This is a genomic window from Brevundimonas sp. TWP1-3 (assembly GCF_049896085.1).
Lineage (GTDB): Bacteria > Pseudomonadota > Alphaproteobacteria > Caulobacterales > Caulobacteraceae > Brevundimonas.
On the sequence record NZ_JAFCTP010000002.1, the window covers coordinates 808,297 to 830,718 of the forward strand.

The 22,422-nt window shown below is 66.5% G+C and carries 22 protein-coding genes and 1 tRNA gene; 14 read left to right on the forward strand and 9 right to left on the reverse strand.

Annotation, left to right across the window (positions count from 1 at the left end; translation table 11 throughout):
• Window positions 1-238: 238 nt before the first annotated feature.
• From ACP693_RS15845 to ACP693_RS15870, 6 genes are read left to right on the forward strand one after another with little or no spacing between them, the layout of a single operon-like run.
• Window positions 239-871 carry a DUF4129 domain-containing protein gene (locus ACP693_RS15845; protein ID WP_426020641.1) on the forward strand — a complete coding sequence of 211 codons (633 nt, stop codon included), beginning with the start codon at window positions 239-241 and terminating at the stop codon, window positions 869-871.
• Window positions 868-2,094 carry a DUF4350 domain-containing protein gene (locus tag ACP693_RS15850; protein WP_426020642.1) on the forward strand — a complete coding sequence of 409 codons (1,227 nt, stop codon included), beginning with the start codon at window positions 868-870 and terminating at the stop codon, window positions 2,092-2,094. Before ACP693_RS15845 ends, ACP693_RS15850 begins: the two co-directional genes overlap by 4 nt.
• Window positions 2,081-3,037 (forward strand): AAA family ATPase, encoded by a 957-nt coding sequence (locus ACP693_RS15855; RefSeq protein ID WP_426020643.1) that lies wholly within the window; start codon window positions 2,081-2,083, stop codon window positions 3,035-3,037. Before ACP693_RS15850 ends, ACP693_RS15855 begins: the two co-directional genes overlap by 14 nt.
• A complete protein-coding gene (locus tag ACP693_RS15860) occupies window positions 3,034-4,350 on the forward strand; it encodes a DUF58 domain-containing protein (RefSeq protein ID WP_426020644.1) in 1,317 nt (438 codons plus the stop codon). Before ACP693_RS15855 ends, ACP693_RS15860 begins: the two co-directional genes overlap by 4 nt.
• Window positions 4,347-5,360: a stage II sporulation protein M gene (locus ACP693_RS15865; RefSeq protein WP_426020645.1), complete on the forward strand. Its 1,014-nt coding sequence runs from the start codon at window positions 4,347-4,349 to the stop codon at window positions 5,358-5,360. The genes ACP693_RS15860 and ACP693_RS15865 overlap by 4 nt, the downstream gene beginning before the upstream one ends.
• Complete coding sequence (locus ACP693_RS15870) at window positions 5,350-6,231, forward strand: RDD family protein (protein WP_426020646.1); 882 nt, start codon at window positions 5,350-5,352, stop codon at window positions 6,229-6,231. Before ACP693_RS15865 ends, ACP693_RS15870 begins: the two co-directional genes overlap by 11 nt.
• 12 nt (window positions 6,232-6,243) lie before the next feature.
• Here ACP693_RS15870 and ACP693_RS15875 read toward each other — a convergent pair whose 3' ends face one another.
• The 5 genes from ACP693_RS15875 to ACP693_RS15895 all read right to left on the reverse strand — a co-directional run bounded on the left by ACP693_RS15875 (window position 6,244) and on the right by ACP693_RS15895 (window position 10,891).
• On the reverse strand, window positions 6,244-7,215 hold the full coding sequence (locus ACP693_RS15875; protein WP_426020647.1) for a hypothetical protein: 972 nt from the start codon (window positions 7,213-7,215) through the stop codon (window positions 6,244-6,246).
• 97 nt (window positions 7,216-7,312) lie between these two features.
• Window positions 7,313-7,591, reverse strand: coding sequence for a trehalase family glycosidase (locus ACP693_RS15880; RefSeq protein WP_426020648.1), 279 nt, complete (start codon window positions 7,589-7,591; stop codon window positions 7,313-7,315).
• A 263-nt stretch (window positions 7,592-7,854) separates the two neighbouring features.
• Entirely contained in the window at window positions 7,855-8,469 is a 615-nt protein-coding gene (locus ACP693_RS15885; protein ID WP_426020649.1) for a hypothetical protein, read from the reverse strand.
• A complete protein-coding gene (locus ACP693_RS15890) occupies window positions 8,466-9,986 on the reverse strand; it encodes an acetyl-CoA hydrolase/transferase family protein (protein ID WP_426020650.1) in 1,521 nt (506 codons plus the stop codon). The genes ACP693_RS15885 and ACP693_RS15890 overlap by 4 nt, the downstream gene beginning before the upstream one ends.
• A gap of 71 nt (window positions 9,987-10,057) precedes the next feature.
• Window positions 10,058-10,891 (reverse strand): universal stress protein, encoded by an 834-nt coding sequence (locus tag ACP693_RS15895; protein ID WP_426020651.1) that lies wholly within the window; start codon window positions 10,889-10,891, stop codon window positions 10,058-10,060.
• Between the two features lie 116 nt (window positions 10,892-11,007).
• Here ACP693_RS15895 and ACP693_RS15900 point away from each other — a divergent pair, with 116 nt between their 5' ends.
• Together ACP693_RS15900 and ACP693_RS15905 are read left to right on the forward strand one after the other, a co-directional pair.
• Window positions 11,008-11,388, forward strand: coding sequence for a c-type cytochrome (locus ACP693_RS15900; RefSeq protein WP_426020653.1), 381 nt, complete (start codon window positions 11,008-11,010; stop codon window positions 11,386-11,388).
• 261 nt (window positions 11,389-11,649) lie between these two features.
• Window positions 11,650-12,255 (forward strand): helix-turn-helix domain-containing protein, encoded by a 606-nt coding sequence (locus tag ACP693_RS15905; protein WP_426020654.1) that lies wholly within the window; start codon window positions 11,650-11,652, stop codon window positions 12,253-12,255.
• 53 nt (window positions 12,256-12,308) lie between these two features.
• Here ACP693_RS15905 and ACP693_RS15910 read toward each other — a convergent pair whose 3' ends face one another.
• Window positions 12,309-12,626 carry a hypothetical protein gene (locus ACP693_RS15910; protein ID WP_426020655.1) on the reverse strand — a complete coding sequence of 106 codons (318 nt, stop codon included), beginning with the start codon at window positions 12,624-12,626 and terminating at the stop codon, window positions 12,309-12,311.
• An 11-nt stretch (window positions 12,627-12,637) separates the two neighbouring features.
• On the opposite strand from ACP693_RS15910, the gene ACP693_RS15915 reads away from it, so the two are divergent.
• From ACP693_RS15915 to ACP693_RS15930, 4 genes are read left to right on the forward strand one after another with little or no spacing between them, the layout of a single operon-like run.
• Window positions 12,638-13,828, forward strand: coding sequence for a sensor histidine kinase (locus ACP693_RS15915; RefSeq protein WP_426020656.1), 1,191 nt, complete (start codon window positions 12,638-12,640; stop codon window positions 13,826-13,828).
• Between the two features lie 13 nt (window positions 13,829-13,841).
• On the forward strand, window positions 13,842-14,561 hold the full coding sequence (locus ACP693_RS15920) for an alternative oxidase (protein WP_426020658.1): 720 nt from the start codon (window positions 13,842-13,844) through the stop codon (window positions 14,559-14,561).
• Window positions 14,562-14,576: 15 nt separating this feature from the next.
• Entirely contained in the window at window positions 14,577-15,272 is a 696-nt protein-coding gene (locus ACP693_RS15925) for a VIT1/CCC1 transporter family protein (protein ID WP_426020745.1), read from the forward strand.
• Entirely contained in the window at window positions 15,269-16,198 is a 930-nt protein-coding gene (locus ACP693_RS15930; protein WP_426020659.1) for an L-lactate dehydrogenase, read from the forward strand. The genes ACP693_RS15925 and ACP693_RS15930 overlap by 4 nt, the downstream gene beginning before the upstream one ends.
• A 225-nt stretch (window positions 16,199-16,423) precedes the next feature.
• Here ACP693_RS15930 and ACP693_RS15935 read toward each other — a convergent pair.
• Window positions 16,424-16,500, reverse strand: a tRNA-Arg gene (locus ACP693_RS15935).
• A 145-nt stretch (window positions 16,501-16,645) separates the two neighbouring features.
• On the opposite strand from ACP693_RS15935, the gene ACP693_RS15940 reads away from it, so the two are divergent.
• A complete protein-coding gene (locus ACP693_RS15940) occupies window positions 16,646-18,394 on the forward strand; it encodes a gamma-glutamyltransferase family protein (RefSeq protein ID WP_426020660.1) in 1,749 nt (582 codons plus the stop codon).
• A 4-nt stretch (window positions 18,395-18,398) separates the two neighbouring features.
• Here the strand turns inward: ACP693_RS15940 and ACP693_RS15945 are convergent, their stop codons facing one another.
• Together ACP693_RS15945 and ACP693_RS15950 are read right to left on the reverse strand one after the other, a co-directional pair.
• A complete protein-coding gene (locus ACP693_RS15945) occupies window positions 18,399-19,256 on the reverse strand; it encodes a lipid A-modifier LpxR family protein (RefSeq protein ID WP_426020661.1) in 858 nt (285 codons plus the stop codon).
• Window positions 19,257-19,427: 171 nt separating this feature from the next.
• Window positions 19,428-21,317, reverse strand: a complete 1,890-nt coding sequence (locus tag ACP693_RS15950; RefSeq protein WP_426020662.1) for a ribonucleoside-diphosphate reductase subunit alpha — start codon at window positions 21,315-21,317, stop codon at window positions 19,428-19,430.
• Between the two features lie 276 nt (window positions 21,318-21,593).
• On the opposite strand from ACP693_RS15950, the gene ACP693_RS15955 reads away from it, so the two are divergent.
• The gene (locus ACP693_RS15955) at window positions 21,594-22,388 is read left to right on the forward strand and encodes a phosphatase PAP2 family protein (RefSeq protein ID WP_426020663.1); all 795 of its coding nucleotides are present in this window, start codon (window positions 21,594-21,596) and stop codon (window positions 22,386-22,388) included.
• Window positions 22,389-22,422: the final 34 nt, after the last annotated feature.

Genomic DNA, 22,422 nt, shown 5'->3' on the forward strand with positions numbered 1-22,422 from the left:
GCACTGTGCGAGACAGAGATCACACCTCGCAAGCTCACGCCCTTCGCCCGTGTGTCGAAACGCTGAAGCTCAGCGCTAGGGTTTGGGACAACTGTTGCGTCAGGTTCCTCTGCATGAAGCTGAAACTGATCCGACCGAATAGATTGGTCGGCCCGATAGGCCCTGGCCGGGCGCCTGCGGTTGACTCCGTTTCCCCGAACGGTATGGCTTGGCTGTCAAGTAGAGGTGCGTTCGCAAGATGCAGGATAGGGCTTCGGTCACAGATGAGGCCCTGGCCAGGGCGCACGCCCGCCTTCTGAAGGACGATTTTCTCCAATTCGACCGCATCGGCTTTGATCGCCCGGACATCAAGACGCCCGGCTGGCTGCACTGGATCGGCGATGTCCTTCAGTTCATCGCGCCGGTGCTGCAGTGGGTGTTCTGGATCGGCCTGGCCCTGGTCGCCGGTTTGATCCTCTACGCCATCGGCCGCGAGATTCTGCGGATGCGCGCGCCGCCGGCCAAGCCCGTGAAGCCCAGGATCGTCGCCGAGGCGCAGTGGCGGCCCGATGCACGTGTGGCTCGCGACCTGCTGGCCGACGCGGACGCCCTGGCGGCGCGAGGCCTCTATGCCGACGCCGCTCACCTGCTGCTGCTGCGCAGTGTGCAAGACATCGAACAGCGCCAGCCGCGCGCGGTGCGCGTCTCGCTGACGACGCGCGAGATCGCCCGGCTGAAGGCCCTGCCCGACGCCGCCCGTCCCGCCTTCGACCTGATCGGCCGGATGGTGGAGCGTAGCCTGTTCGGCGGCGCCCCGGTCGGCGCCCAGGACTTCGCCGATTGTCGTCAGGCCTATGAGGCCTTCGCCCTGCCCGAGGGCTGGCGCGCATGAGCCGATCGAGCAAGGCCGGCGACGGCGGCTTCTCGCCTGTCACCATGATCGTCGTTTTGCTGGTCGGGGTGGTGGCGTTGGCAGGGCTGGGGGTCCTGTCCGCCTATGCGCCGGAACTGCGATCCGGAAACGACGGCGGCGGCCATGCGCTGTCGCGGTCGTCCACCGGCTTCGGCGGCCTGCCTTTGCTGTTGCGCGGTGTGGGCATGCCGGTGGTGCTGAACCGGGGCGTGCTGACCGAGGCGTCGGACGAGAGCCTGCTGATCCTAACGCCTTCGGTCCAGACCGAGCCCGAGCAGATCGACGATATCGAACATTACGGCGCCACGCTGGTCGTCCTGCCGAAATGGACGTCCATGCCCGACGCGGACCGCCCCGGCTGGGTGCGCACTATTGGCGTCCAGCCGTCGCCGCTGGTGCTGGCGTCCCTGCCGGACGACCTGCGCAAGAACCTGAAACTGATGGAGCGCAAGGGTCGCGCCACCGTGACTCTGCGCGGTCCAAACGGTTTGCCCTTCGGCAAACCGGTCCAGGTCGAAAATCTGCGCACGCTGGGCGGTCCCGACTGGATTCCCATGGTCTTGGACGATCAGGGCCGTGCGGTGCTGGCGATGCACCGAGAGCTCCGGACCTATGTTCTCGCCGATCCCGACCTCGTCAGCACCGCTGCGCTCAAGAGCCTGAACGGCGCGACCACCGCTGTCGCCTTGATCGACATCGTGCGCGCCGACGACTCGCCCGTGGTGTTCGACCTGACGCTGCATGGCTTCCAGCGGACCCGCAATCTGCTGCGGCTGATGCTGGAGCCGCCGCTGGTCGGAATGACCCTGGTGCTGGTCGCCTTGGCCGCCTTCGCCGGTTTCCAGGCCGCGGTCCGGTTCGGTCCCGCGCGCGAAAAGGGCAGGGTCATCGCCCTGGGCAAGCGCGGGCTGGCGGACAATACCGCAGGCCTGGTCCGGTTGGCGCGGCGCGAACATCGCATGGCGGCGCCCTACGCCCTGCTGGTGCGCGCCGCCGTGGCCCGCGCTATCGGCGCGCCGCGCAATCTGGACGAGGCCACGCTGGACGCCTTCCTCGACCGCGTCGGCCGCACCGGCGGCGCGACCGAATCCTATACCGCCCTGGCCGAACAGGCACGGGCCGCCAAGTCGCCGGCTGACCTCATGCGGGTCGCCGGCGCCCTTCATCGCTGGAACCAGGAGCTGACCCGTGCACGTCAATGAGGTGAAGACGATCGCCGAGCGCATCCGCGCCGAGATCGCCAAGGCCGTGGTCGGCCAGGAGGACGCCGTCGACATGCTGCTGACGGCGCTGTTCGCCGGCGGCCACGTCCTGCTGGAGGGGCCGCCCGGAACGGCCAAGACCCTGCTGGCCCAGACGTTCGCACGCACGGTGGGCCTCGACTACGGCCGCATCCAGTTCACGCCCGACCTGATGCCCGGCGACATCATCGGCTCCAACCTGTTCAACTTCCAGACGTCCAGCTTCACCCTGACGCGCGGGCCGATTTTCTGCGAACTGCTGCTGGCGGACGAGATCAACCGCACCCCGCCCAAGACCCAGGCGGCCCTACTGGAGGCCATGCAGGAACGCCAGATCACCATCGACGGCGAGGCCCATGCGCTCAGTTCGCGCTTCACCGTCGTCGCCACCCAGAACCCCATTGAGCAGCAAGGCACCTATCCGCTGCCCGAGGCCCAGCTGGATCGCTTCCTGTTCAAACAGGTGCTCGACTATCCTAGCCTGGACCAGGAGCGCGCCATCGTCGCCGCTCACGGTTCACGCACCGGCCTGATGGACCCCATCGCCCTGGGGGTCGAGGTCGTCGCCGACGCCGCCGTCATCGATGCGGCCGTGAACACCGTCGCGGACGTGCGACTGACGGACGAGGTGATCGGCTACATCACGGGCCTGGTGCGCGCCACCCGGATCTCGGCCGATGTCGAGACCGGCGCCTCCCCGCGCGCCGGGGCCATGCTGGCCGTCGCGGCGCGCGCACGCGCGGCGCTGGACGGTCGCGACTATGTCATTCCCGACGACGTAAAGGCCCTGGCCATTCCGGCCCTGCGTCACCGCCTGGTTCTGTCGCCGGCGGCCGAGATCGAAGGACGCCGCGTCGAACAGGTGCTGGCCGGTCTGGTGGATCAGGTGGCGGCGCCCCGGTGATCTATCCCACCCGACGCGCGGTGACGGCGATGGCGGCGGGCATTCCCGTGGCCCTGCTGGCCGGCGTCCTGACGCCTCTGGGCTGGATCGCAGGTCCGGTCTGGATCGCCGTCCTGCTGTTGCTCGTCGCCGTAGACGCCCTGTCCGGCGGATCGAGACGCGGGCTTGAGCTGGACGAACCCAGGCCCATGCGCGCCGCCGTCGGTCGGTCGGACATGGCCGGGTTGAGGGTGCGGTTCGGCACGAAAGGCCCCGTTCCCAGGATTGTCGAGGCCGCGCTTTCGGGCGAAGCCCGGCTGGGGCTGGACGATGCGACGCGTCAGGCGACGGTTTCGGATCGCGGCGCGGCCCTGGCCTTTCCCTTCACCCCCAATCGCCGGGGCGCCGCCGGCCTGGACGCCCTGTGGGTGCGCTGGCGCGGACCGATGGGAGTGGTGTGGAAGCAGAAGACCTTCGCGCTGGACATCGCCGCCCCTGTCCTGACCGACCTGAAATGGGTCCGCGATCAGGCGGTGCGCCTGTTCGCCCGCGACGCCCTGTTCGGCGCCAAGACCCAGCTGGAGATCGGCGAGGGGTCCGAGTTTCAGGCCCTGCGCGACTTTCAGGCGGGGATGGACCGCCGCTCCATCGACTGGAAACAGTCGGCCCGCCACGCCGCCCTGCTGGCCAAGGAGTTCCGCACCGAGCGAAACCACAACGTCATCATGGCGCTGGATTGCGGCCGGGCGGCCTGCGAGCCGGTCGGCGGCATGCCGCGCATCGACCGTTTCATCCATGCGGCGCTGCTGCTGTCCTACGCCTGCCTGCGTTCGGGCGACCGGACGGGAATCTTCGCCTTCGATTCCCAGCCGCGCGTGACCACCGGCGCGGTGGGCGGGCTGGACGCCTTTCACACCCTTCAGGCCGTGGTCGGCCGCATCGACTATTCGACGCACGAGACCAACTACACCCTGGCTCTGGCGACCCTGTCAGGCCAGCTTCAGCGCCGCTCGCTGATCGTGGTCTTCACCGACTTCACTGATTCCACGGCCGCCGAGCTGATGATCGAGTCGCTGGGACGGCTTCTGCGGCGTCACTTGGTCCTGTTCGTCGTCCTGCGCGACGACGAGCTGGAGGGCTTGACCGCCGCCGATCCCCAGACGCCCGATGACGTGTCCCGCGCCGTGGTCGCTGGAACCCTGCTGCGTGAGCGCGAGACGGTGATCGGGCGGTTGCGGCGCATGGGGGCGCACATCGTCGACGCCCCCGCCGAGCGTGTGGGGACCGAGGTGGTGAACGCCTATCTGGACCTGAAGCGGAGGGATCTGCTGTGACCGACGTGCGCCCCTCCGGCCTGCTCAAGAGCCAGCGTTTCCGCCAGGCCCGCGAAGAGGACTGGCGTCGTCTGGAACGGCTGATGGACAAGGCCGAGAAAGGCTCCGCGTCCAAACTGACCGACGCCGAGATCCTGGCCGTGCCGGTGCTGTATCGTTCGACCCTGTCGGCCCTGTCGGTGGCGCGCGAGACCTCGCTGGATCAGGGTCTGATCGACTATCTGGAGACCCTGTCGGCGCGGGCCTATTTCTTCGTCTATGGCTCGCGGGCGACGATCCAGGACCGGTTGGTGGCCTTTTTTCGCACCGACTGGCCCGCTGCGGTGCGCGGCCTGTGGCGCGAGACCTTGATCTCGGCCGCCCTGATGCTGCTGGGCGCCCTGGTCGGCGCCTGGTTGGTGATGCACGAGCCGGAGTGGTTCTACGCCTTCGTTCCCGCCGAGCTCAGCGGCGGACGTGATCCCGCCGCCTCGACCGAGACCCTGCGCGCCACGCTGGACGGGGCGGAGGACGCCCAGGGCCTGTCGGCCTTCGCGGCCTATCTGTTCACCCACAACGCCCAGGTCGCCTTGCTGGCATTCGCCCTGGGGTTCGCCCTGTGCCTGCCGACGGGCCTGCTGATCCTCTACAACGGCGCGACCCTGGGGGCCTTCTTCGCCCTGTTCGCCAGCCGGGGGCTGGGGTTCGAGCTGGGCGGCTGGCTGCTGATCCATGGCGTGACCGAACTGTTCGCCGTCATCCTGGCGGGGGCGGCGGGATTGCGGATCGGCTGGGCCGTCGCCTTCCCCGGCCAGAGACGACGGATGGACGCCGCGGTCGAGGCGGGACGCACTGCAGCCATCGCCATGGGCGGGGTGGTGGTGATGCTGATGTTCGCCGGCCTGCTGGAGGGTTTCGGTCGTCAGCTGATCGTCGATACCGGCCTGCGCTACGCCGTGGCGGCGGCGACCGCCGTGATCTGGGGTCTCTATTTCTACGCGCCAAGACCAGGGGTCGCCCATGTCCGCTGATCCCGTCGCGCCGCACACCGAACGCGCCTTCGTCACGCCCGAGGGCGTGGACCTGCGGCTGAACATCGGCGATGCGGGCCAGAGGGCCGGCGCCTTCCTGCTGGACGCCGCCATCATCATCGGCGTGCTGATCGCCTTCACCATCGCTTCGATCTTCGCGTTCAGCGCTGGGGCGTCCATGGTCGGCGGTGAGACCGGCGCCGAGATGATCGCGGTGATCTGGCTGATCGTCTTCTTCCTGCTGCGGAACTTCTATTTCACCGCCTTCGAGCTGTCGGCGGCGGCGGCGACGCCAGGCAAGCGGGTGATGGGCCTGCGGGTCGCCTCGCGGGACGGCGGACGGCTGAAGGCCGAGGCCGTCTTCGCCCGCAACGCCATGCGCGAGCTGGAGGTCTTCCTGCCCATGTCCATCCTGGTCGCCCGCAGTCAGGAGGGCGGCGTCGAGGGCTGGATGTATCTGCTGGCCTTCGTCTGGGCGGCGATCTTCGTCTTCTTCCCTCTGTTCAACAAGGATCGGCTGCGGGTCGGCGACCTGATCGGGGGGACCTGGGTGGTGCGCACGCCGCGTCGCAAGCTGATCCGCGATATGGCCGACGACGGGGCGGGGCGGATGGCGGCCTATGACTTCACGCCGGCCCAGGTGGACGCCTATGGCGCCAAGGAACTGCACGTTCTGGAAACGGTCCTGCGCCAGGGCGACCGCAAGACCCAGCGCGACGTCGCCGACCGCATCGCCAAGAAGATCGGCTGGACGCGCAGCCCGCAGGACGCGGATCGCGACTTCCTCAGCGCCTATTACGCCGCCCTGCGCGGCCGATTGGAACAGAAGCTGCTGATGGGCGTCAGACGTCGAGACAAGCACGACGTCTGACATCGCAGACGATCAGTCGAAGATCGAGGCCAGTTCCTCCGACCCGACGCCTTCCTTGACGGAGCGGAGTTCGTAATAAAGCGACGCCACGCCAGCCGAGGCGACGACGCCGGACAGGATACTGACCACGGGTTCGGTGATGAGGTTGACCATCAAGTTCGGCGTGCCGCCCGTGAAGGTTCCGCCGGTCGCCAGGCTCAGACCGCCGATCGCCGCCCCGATGATCCACGACAGGATCACATAGATCACCAGCAGGCCGAACACCGACCAGCGATAGCCTTTGGTCAGTTCACGGCTGCGCTGCAGGCTGGCGAAGACGCCGCGTTTCTCGACCACGACGGCCGGTGAGCCGACGGACCACATGACCGCCAGGATCATGCCCGGCACGAGCAGTAGAACGAAGCCCAGCATCATGCCGATGGAGGCGATTATGGCCAACCCAAGCAATGGCAGGAAGTTCTGGATCCCGATACTGAAGGCGTCACCGAAGGCGGTATTCTTGCCGTTGAAGCCGTTCACGGCCGCCTTCACCACCATGCCTTGCAGAAGATAAAGTCCGACGAAGTTCAGCACCGCGCCGACCATCATCATTATTACGCCCGGACCAAAGTCTTCGCTCAGCATCGCACTCTGGCCCACAGCCGCGAGGATGCTGGGCAAGCCGACCAAGATCGCGGCCGCGCCGAAGAATATGGCCGCATTCTGCTTGATCGCGGCGAACGTCCGCTGGATCACGCGCCCCAGGTCGAACACGCCGCCGCCTCGGCCGCCGTCGGGCGTCCCACTCGTGATCAGCGGCGGTCGCATGGCGATGATCTGCTGGGCGCGCCAGTCTTTCTCGGCGATGAAATCGACCCTCTGGCTGCGTTCCAGAACCGAGGGCGGCTGAACGTCCTCCTTCGTGAACGAATACCGCGCACCGTCGTCGCCGAGGATGAACCCCAATCCGGTCGCCTCGTCGAACGTCAGAACCTCACCCCGCAAACTCGCCTCCCGACATACATGCAGAACGATTGTAGAAGCCGGGGCGCAGCCTCGCCAGTTCCATTTCTGCAACTGACGATCGAATCAGCCTGCCGGTCTATTGCCCGCGCTGACGTTCGAGAAGAGCGCGGGTCACCCCGTTCGTCCACCCGAGTCCGTCCTGAATCGGGTATTCGCCGCCGCCGAGGCGCTGGTCTTCGATGTCGTATTTCTCAAGCATCTTGCCCGGCTCGCGGTAGACGCAATCTACGAGGTCTTCAGTTTGGGCTTTCGATCTGTGAGCCGCTGATATCCGTGTGACCGCCCCTCCTCGATCCCGCCATCCATGTGGACGGCAAAGGCTGCGCTTGGTGCACTCAAGACGAAGCCGCTTCAAGGCGGTTCCATGGAAGACACCCTCGCGGAAGGTGTTCCGCAGCGTTTTCCACGATGTCTGGAAAATTGCGCACCCGGAGCGATTCGAACGCCCGACCCCCAGATCCTTAGTCTGGTTAAAACTCTTTTATTTCAATTCAGTATATCTTTTCCGCTGTAACATTCCAGGCTGATCGATTGCTGGCGATGACGGGCGTTACTAAACGGCGATGGCTTAGGTCGACGCGTGGACAGCCCTGCCGATCGAGCGCCCTGAGACCAGGATCAGGTTACAGCAGGCTCAGTGCGCAAGGCCTCTCTGAGACGATCAAGACGCGCGCGATACCCGTCCGCATCGCCGTAATCGACAAAGGCCTGGTAGCGTTTGTGGGGGTTTGTGATCTTCAGGGCGTGTTTGATCGGGCACCAGTACTGCTCGGTCCGGCTGGCGATTTCGCGAACGTAGGGGGCGACGCCGTTGGCGTATTCGCAGAACCAGCAGTTCAGGCGCTCGATCCAGTTGAGATAGGCGAGCGCTTCACGGTCGAAAACGAGATACTCGCTCCTTCGTACCCGAGGCAGGCGGTAGGCCCGAAAACAGATCGCCTGATAGGCCGACGCCCACAAGTCGATCAGCGCCAGCGGCAGGATGAGGGAATAGATCACCGGGGCTGTCAGGACAGTCGCGGGCGGCGCGCCGGCCATAAAGGCGGCGGCGCTCAGTTTCAGCCGACGATGCTCCGCTACGAGCCCATGTTCGAACTCAACAAGCCCCTCATGTAGCCGCCAGCCGAGCGCGTCTCGGCGTTTGAAAATCTCCCGATCCAGTTCCCCCTGCAGGCGGACGATTTCGGATGCGATCTCGTCGATGCGCGCGTGGACCGGCGAAGGCGCCGTCATCCTGAAACCGCCATCGACCCTGTGGCCACATACCGCGTATGCCAGGACAGGGCTTCATCCAGCAACATGGGGGTCTGAAGCCCATAGGAGCCTGTGAGGGCCCGCTGGTGATAGTCGGCCAGCATCGGCCGATAGACCGGATGCGCGCAGGTCTCGATGACGACCTTGGCGCGCTGCTTGGGCGACAGGCCGCGCAGATCAGCGAGGCCCTGTTCGGTGACGATGACCTGGACGTCCTGATTGATGTGGTCGACATGCGAGGCGCAGGGCACGATGGTCGAGATCGCGCCACCCTTGGCTGTCGAGGCGCTCATGAAGATCGAGATATAGGCGTTGCGGGCGAAATCGCCCGAGCCGCCGATGCCGTTCTGGATGCGTGAACCCATGACGTGCGTCGAGTTGACGTTGCCGTAGATGTCGGCCTCGATCATGCCGTTCATGGCGATGACGCCAAGGCGGCGGATGATCTCCGGGTGATTGCTGATCTCCTGGGACCGCAGGATGATCCGGTCACGGTACTCGCCCATGCGCCGGTTGACGCTCTCGTTGAGGTCGGGACTGAGGCTGAGCGCCGTGGACGAGGCGAGGCGCAGCTTGCCGCTGTCCATCAGCGCCATCATCCCGTCCTGGATCACCTCGGTATAGGCGGTCAGATTGTCGAACGGCGACGCGATCAGGCCCGTCAGCACCGCGTTGGCGGTATTGCCCACGCCGGACTGCAACGGCAGCAGCGACGGCGGCAGGCGACCTTTCCTGACCTCATGTTCGAGAAATTCCAGCAGGTGGCCGGCGATGGCCAGGTCGTCAGCGCCTGGGGCGGTGAAGCCGGCGTTGCGGTCGGGCCGGTCGGCCTCGACGATGGCGACGATCTTGTCGGGGTCGCAGCGGAAGCAGGGCTCGCCGATACGGTCGCCGGGATGGATCAGGGGGATGGGCACACGGTTCGGCGGCAGGGCGGCGCCGTAATAGATGTCGTGCATGCCCAGCAGTTCGGGATTCTGCCAGCGATTGACCTCCAGGATCACCTGGCCGGCGCGGTCCAGCCAGGTCTTGTTGTTGCCGACCGACGACGCGGGAATCAGCGCCCCGTCCTCGCGAATGCCGGTGACCTGGATGATCGCCGTGTCGAGCGGGCCCAGAATGCCTTGCCAGGCGGCGGGCGCCACCTGACTCAGGTGCATGTCGAAATACTCCATCTGGCCGCGATTGATCTTGTCGCGGCAGGTGGGGTCGGAGTTGTAGGGCAGCCGGAACTCGATGCCGTCCGCCTTGGCCAGGGCGCCGTCCAGCTCCGGCCCGGTCGAGGCGCCGGTCCAGATGCGCAACTTGAACGGCCGACCCGCCGCATGCTCGGCCTCGATCCGGGCAGCGAGCGCCAGGGGCACCGCCGTCGGATAGCCCGAGGCCGTGAAGCCGCTGAGACCGACCGTGGCGTTCGGCGCGATCAGCAGGGCCGCATCCTCGGCTGACATGATCTTGGCGCGATGGCCGACGCTGCGAATACGTGTGTCGTTCATGGGCTAGTCTTGGTCCAGTCGATCGCGCGCATAGGCAAGCTGAGCCTTCGCCGGAAAGAAGGCGCGCCGGATCAATGGCTCAGCAACAGGCAGACGGGCGACCGTTCCAGCAGACCGTGGGTCACGCCGCCCATCACCCATTCGCGCAATCGGGCGTGGCCGTAGCCGCCGGCGACGATCAACCCGGCCCCATGGTCCTCGGCGAACGCGACGATCTGGTCTGACCTCGGGCCGCCGTCGCCCTGCACGGTCTGGGCGCTGGCGACGATGCCGTGGCGACCCAGGAAGATCGCAACATCAGAAACGCGGTCACGGGCGTCTTCAGCCTGTTCGGCCGTGCAGACCTCGATGACGTGGACGATCGACGAGGCGCCCAGAAGCGGCAAGGCCGCCGCGACAGCCCGCTGGGCTTCGCGACAGTCTTTCCAGGCGATCACGGCGGGCGTTCCCAAGGGGCCGATGGCGATCGCAGGCGGCGCGATCAGCACCGGGCGGCCGGCGGCCATCAGGACGTCCGCCGGGTCGGGCGACCGCGCCGGGGACCGCGCAGGATCGCGCCGCCCCAGGATCACGAGATCGGCGGCTCTCAGGGCCTGAACCACGAGATCGGATGGGCAGCCGACGTCACCGCGCCATTCGGCATGATCGGCGGTCTCTCCGACCACACCCCAGAAAAGCGTCCGAGCCCGGCCGACGTCCGTCTCGGCCATGTCCCGGAACAGGCCCTGCGTTTCGCCCAGCATGGCTCCAGCCGCATAGGGATCGACCTGAGGGACATCGGGCATGCTGGCGGCGATGCCGATCAGATGTGACTTGAAAAGCCCGGCGATTTCGCCGGCTAGGGCGGTCCGCGTGCGGGCCTCTGTGCCTTCATCCGTATAGACCAGCAGACTGGCGAAGCGCATGGCGACGTATCCCGTTCACCGCGATCTAATCACCGCGCCCTGTCGGGCGCCTTGATCAGGATCAACGATCCCATCGCGCGGAAATGGGAGGGTTGGCGCCCACCAGGAGCCCGCCCATGAAACGCATCGTCGTGTTCGCCGCCCTTGTGGCTCTGGGTGGATGTGAGAGCCTTGGTGTCGAGGCTCCGGCCAGGCGCGCCGAAGTCCACCAGATCAGGCTTTCCGGAGACACCTTGGCCACGGAGCGGGGCGCCGCCTACGCACAAGCCAAATGCGCCGGTTGTCACTCTGTCGGCCGGACCGGCGACAGTCCCCTTGAGGCGGCCCCCCGGCTCAGAGCGTTAGGCGTCCTGTATCCGATCGAAGACCTGGCCGAGGCCTTCGCCGAGGGTATCGACACCGCCCACCCGGCGATGCCCGAGTTCGTCATGTCCTCGCGCGAAAACGCCGATCTGATCGCCTACCTGAAAAGTATCCAATCATCGGCGAGTCCGTAAACTTCAAGCGATATAAAGATTTCAGCCCATGAGGCCTCTTGCGCGCATTTGATCCAGATCAATAAACAGACTCGGTAATCGGGCAGGACGGGCGCATGCTGGGTCATGTTCGTCGCCACAAATCTTCATCTTGCGCCGCGATCACATCCGCCTCCCGGATGTATCGATCGACCAAAGAGCAACGACTGCAACAGTTGCGGCGCGCGCGCCCTGACCGTCTGCGGGGCTGTGGACGCGCCAGATCTCCAGCGCCTTAGCGACTTGGCCGAAGTCATCACCCTGAAGACCGGCGCCGTCCTGACCCGGGAGGGCGACCCGGCTCCCCATTTGTTCAGCATCTCTTCGGGTTCGCTGAGGGTCTACAAACTCCTCCCGGATGGTCGCCGCCAGATCACCGGCTTCCTTTTCGCAGGGGACTTTCTGGGCCTGGCCGTCGGCGACGACTATGTGTTCTCGGCCGAAGCGATGGAGCCCTCGACCGTCTGCCGGTTCCGCAAAGGTCCGTTTCGCGCCCTCGTTGAGCAGTCACCGCCGCTCGAACACATGCTTCTCCATCGGACGATGCACGAATTGGCGGCGGCTCAGAACCAGATGCTTTTGTTGGGGCGAAAGACCGCGATCGAGCGGATGGCGTCATTCCTGCTTGATCTTCCCGGCCACGACCCCGCGCGACCCAGCGCACCCGGTCATGTCCGACTGCCCATGAAGCGTGCGGAGATCGCCGACTACCTGGGCCTGACCATCGAGACGGTCAGCCGGGTCCTGACCCGAATGAAGTTGCAAGGGCTGATCTCGACGCCGTCGCCAAGCCACCTCGTCGTCGAGCGCCCCGACAGATTGCGCCAGTACGCGCTCGGCGAGGTCTGATCCCGCATGCCAGGCCCCGGCGCGGTCAGCGCCGAGGCCCGTCTGTTCTGATCTCAGGACTGCGAAAGGCGCGTCAGTCCAAACGTCACCGCCAAGGCGACGACCAGGCTGAGGACGAAGCTGGAACCGAGGTTGGTGGCGACGGGGTGATCCCGAACCGTGGCGGACAGATGTTCGCGGGCATTTGCGGCTGAGGTCTCTGCTTCGTCTCGCAGACGATCGGCCGCCCGTGAGATGGCCTTGGTCGATCGCGCGACGGCGTCTGTCGCTTCCGTACCGGTCTTCTTCGCCGCGTCCTTCAAGTGTTCGGAGGCTTCGTCGGCGAAGGCGTGCAGGTCGTGGCTCAGGGTCTTCAGGGCGGTGTGCGTCATGGCAGGCTCCTTTGGATGACGCGCGCATCCAACAGCATCGAGCATCGCCAGTCGGTGATCTGGATCAACGCCTGCGCATCCCGACAGCTCTAGGGTCTGGATACCGCGACGAGATCGGGCCCGCCGGGCTTTTCTCGTCGGCCTTTCTGGAGAGGCCCACGATGCCGATGACAGCCCTCGCACCGCCTTCGGACATTGCCATGAACCTTGCCCTGTCCCTGATCGCCGCCTCTGTTGCGCCCGTTCTTTTACTGAACGAAGATCTGACGGTCATCGCGGCCAGCCAGTCCTTTCTCGAAGGCTTCGATGTCGGTCTCGAAGACATTCCGGGCGCGCGACTGGCCGATCTCGGCGACGGCGAATGGAATACGCCCCAGCTTTGGTCGTTGCTGAAAGCCACCGCCTACGGCCAGGCCACGATCAAGGCCTACGAGATGGATCTCCAGTCCAGGCGAGGGGTCAGACATCTCGTGCTCAATGCCCAACGGCTCGACAACGGGGTCGCGCAAGGCATCCGCCTGCTGCTCTCGATCCAGGACGTCACCGAAGCGCGGGCAAGCGACCGCGAAAAGGACGCCCTGATCCGCGACAAGGCGGTCCTCGTCCAGGAGATGCAGCATCGGATCGCCAACAGTCTTCAGATCATCGCCAGCGTCCTGATGCAGAGCGTGAGCAAGGTGGGCTCCGACGAGAGCCGCCATCATCTGCGCGACGCGCACCAACGGATCATGTCGGTCGCTGCGGTCCAGCGTCAGCTCACGGGGTCCACGCTCGGCGACGTCGAACTGCGCGGCTATTTCACAGACATGTGTCGCAGCATCGGCGATTCCATGATCCGCGATCACGACCAGCTTTCGCTGACGGTCACCGTGGACGACAGCATCGCCTCGTCGGGCAAGGCCGTCAGTCTCGGCCTGATCGTGACCGAACTGGTGATCAACGCCCTCAAGCACGCCTTCCCCGACGACCGCGAAGGGCAGATCATCGTCGATTACCGGGCGCATGGCGAAGGCTGGACCCTCACGATCTGCGATGACGGCATGGGCCTGCCTTCCGGCGGCGGCGCTGCCAAACCCGGTCTGGGCACCGGGATCGTGAAGGCCCTGGCCAGTCAGCTCGGCGCCGTCATCGAGATGGCGGACGCCAAGCCCGGCTTGCGCGTGTCGATCACCTGCGACCCTCAATCCTCCCCCGTAATCTGAAAGAACCCATCTCGTGGTCAACAAAATCCTCTCCCCCGACCATCAAGCCCTGGTTGAGGAACACAAGGCGCAACCCGTCATCCACCACACGCCGCACGGCTTCTCGGACCGGTTCGCGCTGGGGTTCACAAAGCTGCTGCGCTTTTCCGCCGACACCTTCTTCGCCAAACGCTACGGCCACCGCGCCATCGTGCTGGAAACGGTCGCGGCCGTGCCCGGCATGGTCGGCGCGACGATCCAGCACCTGACCTGCCTGCGCCGCATGAAGGACGACGACGGCTGGATCCGCACCCTGATGGAAGAGGCCGAAAACGAGCGCATGCACCTGATGACCTTCATCGAGGTGGCCAAGCCGACCTATTTCGAGCGGCTGGTGATCCAGCTCGCGCAAGCGATCTTCTACGTCGGCTTCTTCCTGCTCTATCTCGTCTCGGCCCGCACCGCGCACCGCGTCGTCGGCTATTTCGAGGAGGAAGCCGTCATCAGCTACACCCTCTATCTCAAGGAGATCGACGAGGGCCGCTCGCCCAACGTCCCGGCCCCGGCCATCGCCAAACATTATTGGAAAATGGCGCCCGATGCGACGCTGAGGGATGTCGTCCTGCTGGTTCGCGCCGACGAAGCCCATCACCGTGACGTCAATCATGGCTTCGCCAGTTCGTTGAATGGTGAGACGATCGACCGGACGCTGTCGGCGCCCTACCCCGCCCACGCCGCTGAAATCCGCGCCTAAGGACCCGAGCCGATGATGGGACGTCTTCACACTGAGCGTCATCTGATCGGCCGGGTGGGCTGGCTGCGCGCCGCCGTGCTGGGCGCCAACGACGGGATCGTCTCGACCGCGAGCCTGATCGTCGGCGTCGCGGCGGCCGAGGCGGGCCGGAGCGGCGTCCTCGTCGCCGGCGTCGCGGGTCTGGTCGCCGGCGCCATGTCGATGGCGGCCGGCGAATACGTCTCCGTCAGCTCCCAGGCGGATGCCGAGAAGGCCGACCTTGATCGGGAACGCGGCGAACTGGCGGCGGCGCCCGAGGCCGAACTGCGGGAACTGGCGGGCTTCTATGTGGCGCGTGGACTGAGCCCGGACCTAGCGGGCGAGGTTGCGGTCCAGTTGACGGCGAAGGACGCCCTCGGCGCTCACGCCCGCGACGAGCTGGGCATTTCGGCTCACACAACCGCCCGCCCGATCCAGGCAGCCCTGGCCTCGGCGGCGGCCTTCTCGGTCGGGGCCGCCGTACCTTTACTAATGGCGGTCGTCGCCCCGGTTTCGATGACGGTCGTCGCGGTGACGGGGGCCGCCGTTATCAGTCTCGCGATCCTTGGCGGGGTCGGCGCGAAGGTGGGCGGGGCGAAGATGCTGACGCCCATCGTTCGCGTCACCCTCTGGGGCGTCCTGGCCATGGCGATCACCGCCGGAATCGGCCGCCTGTTCGGAGCCGTCGTATGACTGATCAGGACCGTATTGCGATCATCGGGGCAGGCCACGTCGGCGCCACAGCGGCCTATGCGCTCATGCTGCGTGCTCTCGTCCCCGAGATCGTGCTGATCGACAGCAACCGCGCCTTGGCCCAAGCCGAAGCCGCCGACATCGCCGACGCCAACGCCCTGGCTCGTCCCGCTCGGGTCTGGGCGGGGGATTATGCGGACGCGGCCCGTGCGAGCATCGCCGTCATCACCGCCGGCGGCGCGACCCACGGCTCGCAAGACCGGCTCTCGGTGGCGGCAGCCAGTGCGGCGATCGTCACCGATTGCGTGGACAGGCTGATCGGGGCCGGCTTCTCCGGCGTTCTGGTGGTCGCGGCCAACCCTGTCGATCTGATGACCCTCGTGGCCCTGCGCCGATCCGGCCTGCCCGCCTCGCGGGTCATCGGCACGGGAACCCTGCTGGACACCAGCCGCCTGAAGCAGGCCCTTTCCCGGGCGCTCGGCGTCGCCCCCACGTCGATCGAGGGCTATGTCCTGGGTGAGCATGGCGACAGCGAGGTCGCCGCCTTCTCGACCGTCCGGATCGGCGGCCAGACGCTCGACCCGTTCCGCCAAGGGCGAGACCGGCCTGATCTCGACGCCATCGGGCGTGAGGTCAGGGACGCCGGCTACGCCATCGTCGAGGGCAAGGGCTACACGTCCTTCGGCGTCGCCACGGCCATCGTGCGCATCTGCGAGGCCATCCATCGAGACGAGCACGCCGTGCTTCCGGTCTCCACCTTGTTGACGGGCGAGTATGGGCAATCGAATCTGTGCCTGAGTCTGCCCTGCATCCTGGGCGCCGGCGGCGTCGAGCGCGTCCTGACGCCCGATCTGGCCCCACACGAGATGGATGGTTTGGCGGCGTCGGCCCTGGTCCTGAAGGCGGCCCTTGCCGGCTTGGCTTGACGGCCCAGGCGCCAGATCGTCCCTGATCCCTTTCGACGTCGACCTCATAGAAAGAAGCCAAGACCGGTAGAGGCCTAACAACCCGGCTGAGCCTCAGACTATCGTGGCGGGAATTTCCGTTTCGATTCACGACTGAAGTCGCTGTCGATCGACGCGTTGCAGCCGACCAAACCTTGGCCCATCCATAGAGCCGACGGCATCTTGTTGAGTTTTATAATGGAAAAGTGGCGCACCCGGAGCGATTCGAACGCCCGACCCCCAGATTCGTAGTCTGGTGCTCTATCCAGCTGAGCTACGGGTGCGGCTGCCTTGCGGCGAGGGCGGGTCTTTAGCTCGCGGATCGGGCGGACGCAAGCGGGGGAATGCAGTTTTGCGCAGATAGAGCGGTTGGCGCGGCGCGCGGGACGGATTAGGCCTTTGGGACGTTCTCGCCTCCCCGGATATTCCATGCGCTCTTTTCGTCGTCAGATCGCCGCCCTGCTCGTGCCCGCCGTCTTGGCGGGGTGTCAGACGGCGGCAGGGATGGATGCGGCGGCGATACCGCAGATGGTGGCGGGCGCGCCGGCTTCATCCCCGGCGTCACCCCAGGCTCGGGGGCCGTTCGTGACGGCGGCCAATCCGTTGGCGGTCGAGGCGGGGATGACTGTCTTGCGGCGCGGCGGGTCGGCGGTGGATGCGGCGGTGGCGATCCAGGCTGTGCTGGGGCTGGTGGAGCCGCAGTCGTCGGGACTGGGCGGCGGCGCCTTCCTGATGAGCTATGACGCCGAGACCGGAACCGTCACCGCCTATGACGGGCGCGAGACGGCGCCGGCGTCCGCGACGCCCGAGTTGTTCTATGAAGACGGCAAACCCCTGCCCTTCATCGACGCGGTGCTGTCGGGGCGGTCCACGGGCGCGCCGGGGGCGGTGGCCATGCTGGCCATGGCGCAGAAGGATCACGGCAAGCTGGCGTGGGGCGAGCTGTTCGGGGACGCCGAACGGCTGGCGCGCGAAGGGTTCACCGTCAGCCCGCGGCTGGCCGGCATGATCAACGGACGTTTTCCCCAGGCGCGGACCCGCTGGGCGACCGCCTATTTCACCAAGCCGGACGGCACGCGGTATCAGGCGGGCGATACGCTGAAGAACCCGGCCTATGCCGACACGGTCGCGCGTCTGGCGCAGCAGGGGCCGGGCGTCATCTATGGCGGGGCGATCGGGGGCGAGATCGCCGCGACCGTGCGTCAGGGGCCGCGCCCCGGAGCCCTGAGCGAGGCGGACATCGCAAGCTATCGGCCGCTGCGTCGTGACGCCCTGTGCCGGCCGTATCAGGCCTATGTCATCTGCGTGCCGCCGCCGCCGTCCAGCGGCGTGGCCCTGCTGCAGTTCCTGGCCATGGCCGAGGAGACGCCTGATCTGGACAAGGGCGCCGCGAGCCCCGAGGCCTGGGTGGCGTTCGGTCGGTTGCAGCGGCTGATGTACGCCGACCGCGACCGCTATGTGGGCGATAATGACTTCGTCGGCGTGCCCATCGCGGGCCTGCTGGATCCCGACTATGTCGCCGCGCGCGCCGCCCTTGCGCCCCAGGTCGACGGGCCGGTGGAGGCGGGGGCGCCGACGGGGTCGCCGCCGCGCGGTGCGGACCAGACGGCCGAGCCGGGCGGCACCTCTCACATGGTCGTGGTCGACGCCTGGGGCAACGCCGTCAGCATGACCACGACGGTGGAGAGCATCTTCGGCAATGGGCGGATGGTCGGCGGCTTCTTCCTGAACAATCAGCTGACCGACTTCTCGTTCACGCCGCGCGAGGACGACCACCCGGCGGCCAACGCCGTGGCGGCGGGCAAGCGGCCGCGGTCGTCGATGACGCCGGTGCTGATCCTGGATCGACAGGGCCGGCTGGTGGGGGCCATCGGTTCGCCGGGCGGGTCCAGCATCCTGGCCTATGTGGCCAAGGCGTTAGTCGGGACGATGGATTGGGGCCTGTCGATGCAGGACGCCATCGCCCTGCCCAATCTGGTGGTGCGGGGCGATATGGTCGGTGCCGACACCGACATGATCGCGCCGGAGATCCGCGACGCCCTGGGCGCGGCGGGCATGACGTTGAGGCCCAACGCCACCGAGACCTCAGGCCTGCATGGAGCGATCTGGCGCGACGGTCGGTGGGATGCGGGGGCCGATCCGCGTCGTGAAGGCGTGGCGGTATCGGAGGTTCGCTGACGAATCAGCGGCTGGGACGTAGGGTCAGCTGAAAGGCAACCAGACCCTCGTCCAGATCAGTGTCCAGGCCGTTCATGCCGCGCAGCCCCTTGCCCGCATCGATCTCGCGATAGACCACCCCGACCGAGGTCTGCACGTCGCCCCGACGATAGGCCACGCCGATCGAGGCGTCGCCCAGGAAGCTGCCTTTGTCCTGGGTATAGCCGGAGCGGGCGTAGTCGCCGTCGCGCGTGCGGGCGAAGTTGTAGCCGACCGCACGCCCCGATCCCGCAGCGTACAGATACCAGCGCGGCCGTTCGCCGAACCGTTCGCGGCCGTCGGGCGCCAGACGGTCCAGCCCCTCGCCGATCTTGAGCGTGACGCCCGCCTCCGCCGAACGGCCCTCGCTGCCGACGCCCAGGCCGGCGTGGGGGGTCAGACTGACTTCCAGACCCGAGGCGGTGTGTCCGCGCGCGCCGCGGAACCCGCGCACATAGCGCAAATCATAGGCGTCGGGATCGAGCTCGGCCCGATCGACGGGGGTGACCGGCAGTGGCGAGCCGTCGGCGCGACGAAGCCGCCCGGCGGTCTCCAGCGTCACGCGGTCTGTGAAGTCGGTGCGGTCGATCCAGACGTCGCGGCGGGTGCTGGCGGACAGGCCCGAGGCGTCGGCGGGACGGAAGGCGGTCGGGATTTCGATCTCGGGGCCGAAACGGGCGTCGGCCGTGACGCGGAAGCTGGTCTGGTCGTTCAGTCGGGCGGTGACGGCGATGTCTGGCGCGGCGTCGAAAGCGTTGGGAGCCCAGGTCTGCGCACAGGCGGCGTCTGCACAGGCTGTCGCCAGTACGCCGGTCGCTCCAATCATGCAGGCCTTCAAACGCATCTGGTCTCCCCACCGATCCGCTGACCTCACACTGCAACCACCCGGCGCAGGAGTCCAACAGGATTTCGACATGGTTTTGTCGCTTTTCAACGACGACGACCGGCGGGGGTTCCCGAATGCAAAAAGGGCCCCGCTGTCGCGGAGCCCTTCAGGGTCTTCAGTGCTGGAGCCTTACTGGCAGGCCAGGCACTCGTCGTAGTCGGTCTTGGGCATTGAGAAGAGGTCGGGCTGGTTGGGATCGACCACAGCCTCGGCCTTGTCCTCGGCGCCGGCGAAGGCGGCCCGCTGCACCGACTTGGAGCGCAGATAGTAGAGCGACTTCACGCCGCGTTCCCAGGCGGACCAGTGCAGCATGTGCAGGTCCCATTTGTTGACGTCGCCGGGGATGAACAGGTTCAGCGACTGGGCCTGGCAGATTTCCGGCGCGCGGTCGGCCGCCAGTTCGACCACCCAGCGCTGGTCCAGTTCGAAGGCGGTCTTGAAGATGCCCTTCTCGTCCTCGTCCAGTTCGTCGAGATGCTGGACCGACCCTTCCTGTTCCAGGATCGAGCTCCAGACGGCCTCGGTGTTGATGCCCTTCTGGTCGAGCAGGCGCTCCAGATAGGGGTTCTTGACCGCGAACGAGCCCGACAGGGTCTTGTGCGTATAGATGTTGGCCGGGATCGGCTCGATGCCGGCCGAGGTGCCGCCGCAGATGATCGAGATCGAGGCGGTCGGGGCGATGGCCAGCTTGTGGCTGAACCGCTCCATCACGCCGCGTTCTTCGGCGTCCAGGCACGGGCCCTTTTCTTCGGCCAGCAGGCGGCTGGCCTTGTCGGCCTCGCGACGCAGATGCTTGAACAGGCGCATGTTCCACGACTTGGCCATGGCGCTTTCGAAGGCGACGCCCTGGCCTTGCAGGAAGGAGTGGAAGCCCATCAGACCCAGGCCCACCGAACGCTCGCGCTTGGCCGAATAGACGGCGGCGGCCATGGCGGGCGGGGCGCGGCGAATGAAGTCCTCCAGCACGTTGTCGAGGAAGCGCATGATGTCCTCGACGAACTTGGGCTCCTCGCGCCATTCCAGGAAGGTCTCGGCGTTGACCGATGACAGGCAGCAGACGGCGGTCCGGTCCACGCCCAGGTGGTCACGGCCGGTGTGCAGCATGATCTCGGCGCACAGGTTGGACTGTTTGACCTTCAGGCCCAGCTCGCGCTGGTGCGGCGCCATCTGGCGGTTCACCGTGTCGGAGAAGATCATATAGGGCTCGCCGGTCTGCATCCGGATGTCGAGCAGCTTGGTCCACAGCGAACGGGCATCGACGGTCTTCATGACCTCGCCGTTCTTGGGCGACTTCAGGTCGAAGGTCGCGCCGACCTTCACCGCCTCCATGAACTCGTCGGTGATGTTGATGCCGTGGTGCAGGTTCAGGGACTTGCGGTTGAAGTCGCCCGACGGTTTGCGGATTTCGAGGAACTCCTCGATCTCGGGGTGGTGGATGTCCAGATAGACGGCGGCCGAGCCGCGACGCAGGGAGCCTTGCGAAATCGCCAGGGTCAGGCTGTCCATCACGCGGATGAAGGGGATGATGCCCGAGGTCTTGCCCGCGCCCTTGACCTTTTCGCCGATGGAGCGGACCCCGCCCCAGTAGGTGCCGATGCCGCCGCCGTTCGAGGCCAGCGAGACATTCTCGTTCCAGACGTTCTGGATGCCCTCAAGGCTGTCGCCCACGGCGTTCAGGAAGCAGGAGATCGGCAGGCCGCGATCCGCGCCGCCGTTCGACAGGACCGGGGTCGCCGGCATGAACCACAGGCGGCTCATATAGTCATACAGACGCTGGGCGTGTTCGGGGTCGTCCGAGAAGGCGGTCGAGACGCGGGCGAACATGTCCTGATAGCTCTCGCCGGCCAGCAGGTAGCGATCTTCCAGGGTCTTCTTGCCGAAATCGGTCAGCAGGTCGTCGCGCGACCGGTCCACCTGGACCGACTTCACCACCGTCAGGTGGGGGCGTTCAGGCGTCTGCGATCCCGCAACACCTTGGAATTCCGTCGTCTTCAATGCCTCGCCGCCAGCCATGGTCATCTGCGTCCTGAACAATAAACAGCCTAGAGCCACCTGCGCCGTAACCACATCATCTTGTGGCCTCTGCGCTCCCCGAGCCCACATATAGGGCGCATATGCCTAATGACCCGTCAACGGGCTTGACGGAGACTTAAGAGGCGAATCGCTTGGACAAGTCGCGCAGGCCTGGGGAAAAGCCAGTGCGCAAGCCAGCACGGCCCCTTTACGTTCACGCGACAAAAGCGATCACGAACGCGTGATCGGAACATAGGACGAGCTTGGCCGTTTGGCCCGTCCATGACCCAATCCCTGGCCTTGGCCGATATCCGTCCCTTTTTGATACGCGTCCTGACGGTCGCCCGCACGGAGATCGCGGCGCTTGCCGCCCTCTTCGTCGTCGCAGGAGGCGTGCTGACCTTCGTCGAACTGGCAGACGACATGACCGAAGCGGACGGCATCGCCTTCGACCATCATATCCTGGCGCTGATGCGGCCATACGCCGACGATCCCGGCCGGCCGTGGGGACCGTGGTGGCTGAAGGAGGCGGCGGCCGACCTCACCTCTCTGGGCGGCATCTCCGTGCTGGGCCTGTTCGCCCTGATCGTGATCGTCTTCCTGCTGAGCCAGAGGAAATGGCTGTCGTCGCTGCTGCTGGTCGTCGGTCTCGCCGGGGGCGTCGCGCTCTCGGAAGGGCTGAAGGCGGTGTTCGAACGCGCCCGGCCGCCTGCCGCCATGCAGGCGGTGGAGACGATCAACGCCAGCTTCCCGTCGGGTCACGCCCTGCTGTCCACCGTCTTCTATCTGACCGTCGCCGTCATGCTGACGCGCGCCTTCCCGCGCGAGCGGTTCAAGGTCTTCGTGCTGGGGGTAGGGATCCTGATGGCCCTGCTGGTCGGCTTGACCCGCATCTATCTGGGCGCCCACTGGGCCACCGACGTCTTCGCCGGCTGGGCCGTCGGCGCGGCCTGGGCCATGGCCCTGTGGCTGGTCGCCTATGGCGTGGCGCGCTGGCAGAAGCGCCGCCGTGCGCCGCTGCAGGACGAGCCGTCGCCGATCGAGGTCGAGACGACGATCGCCGCGACCAAAGTCTAGGCCCGCGGCGCCGTCCGCGACAGGCTAGTCTGGC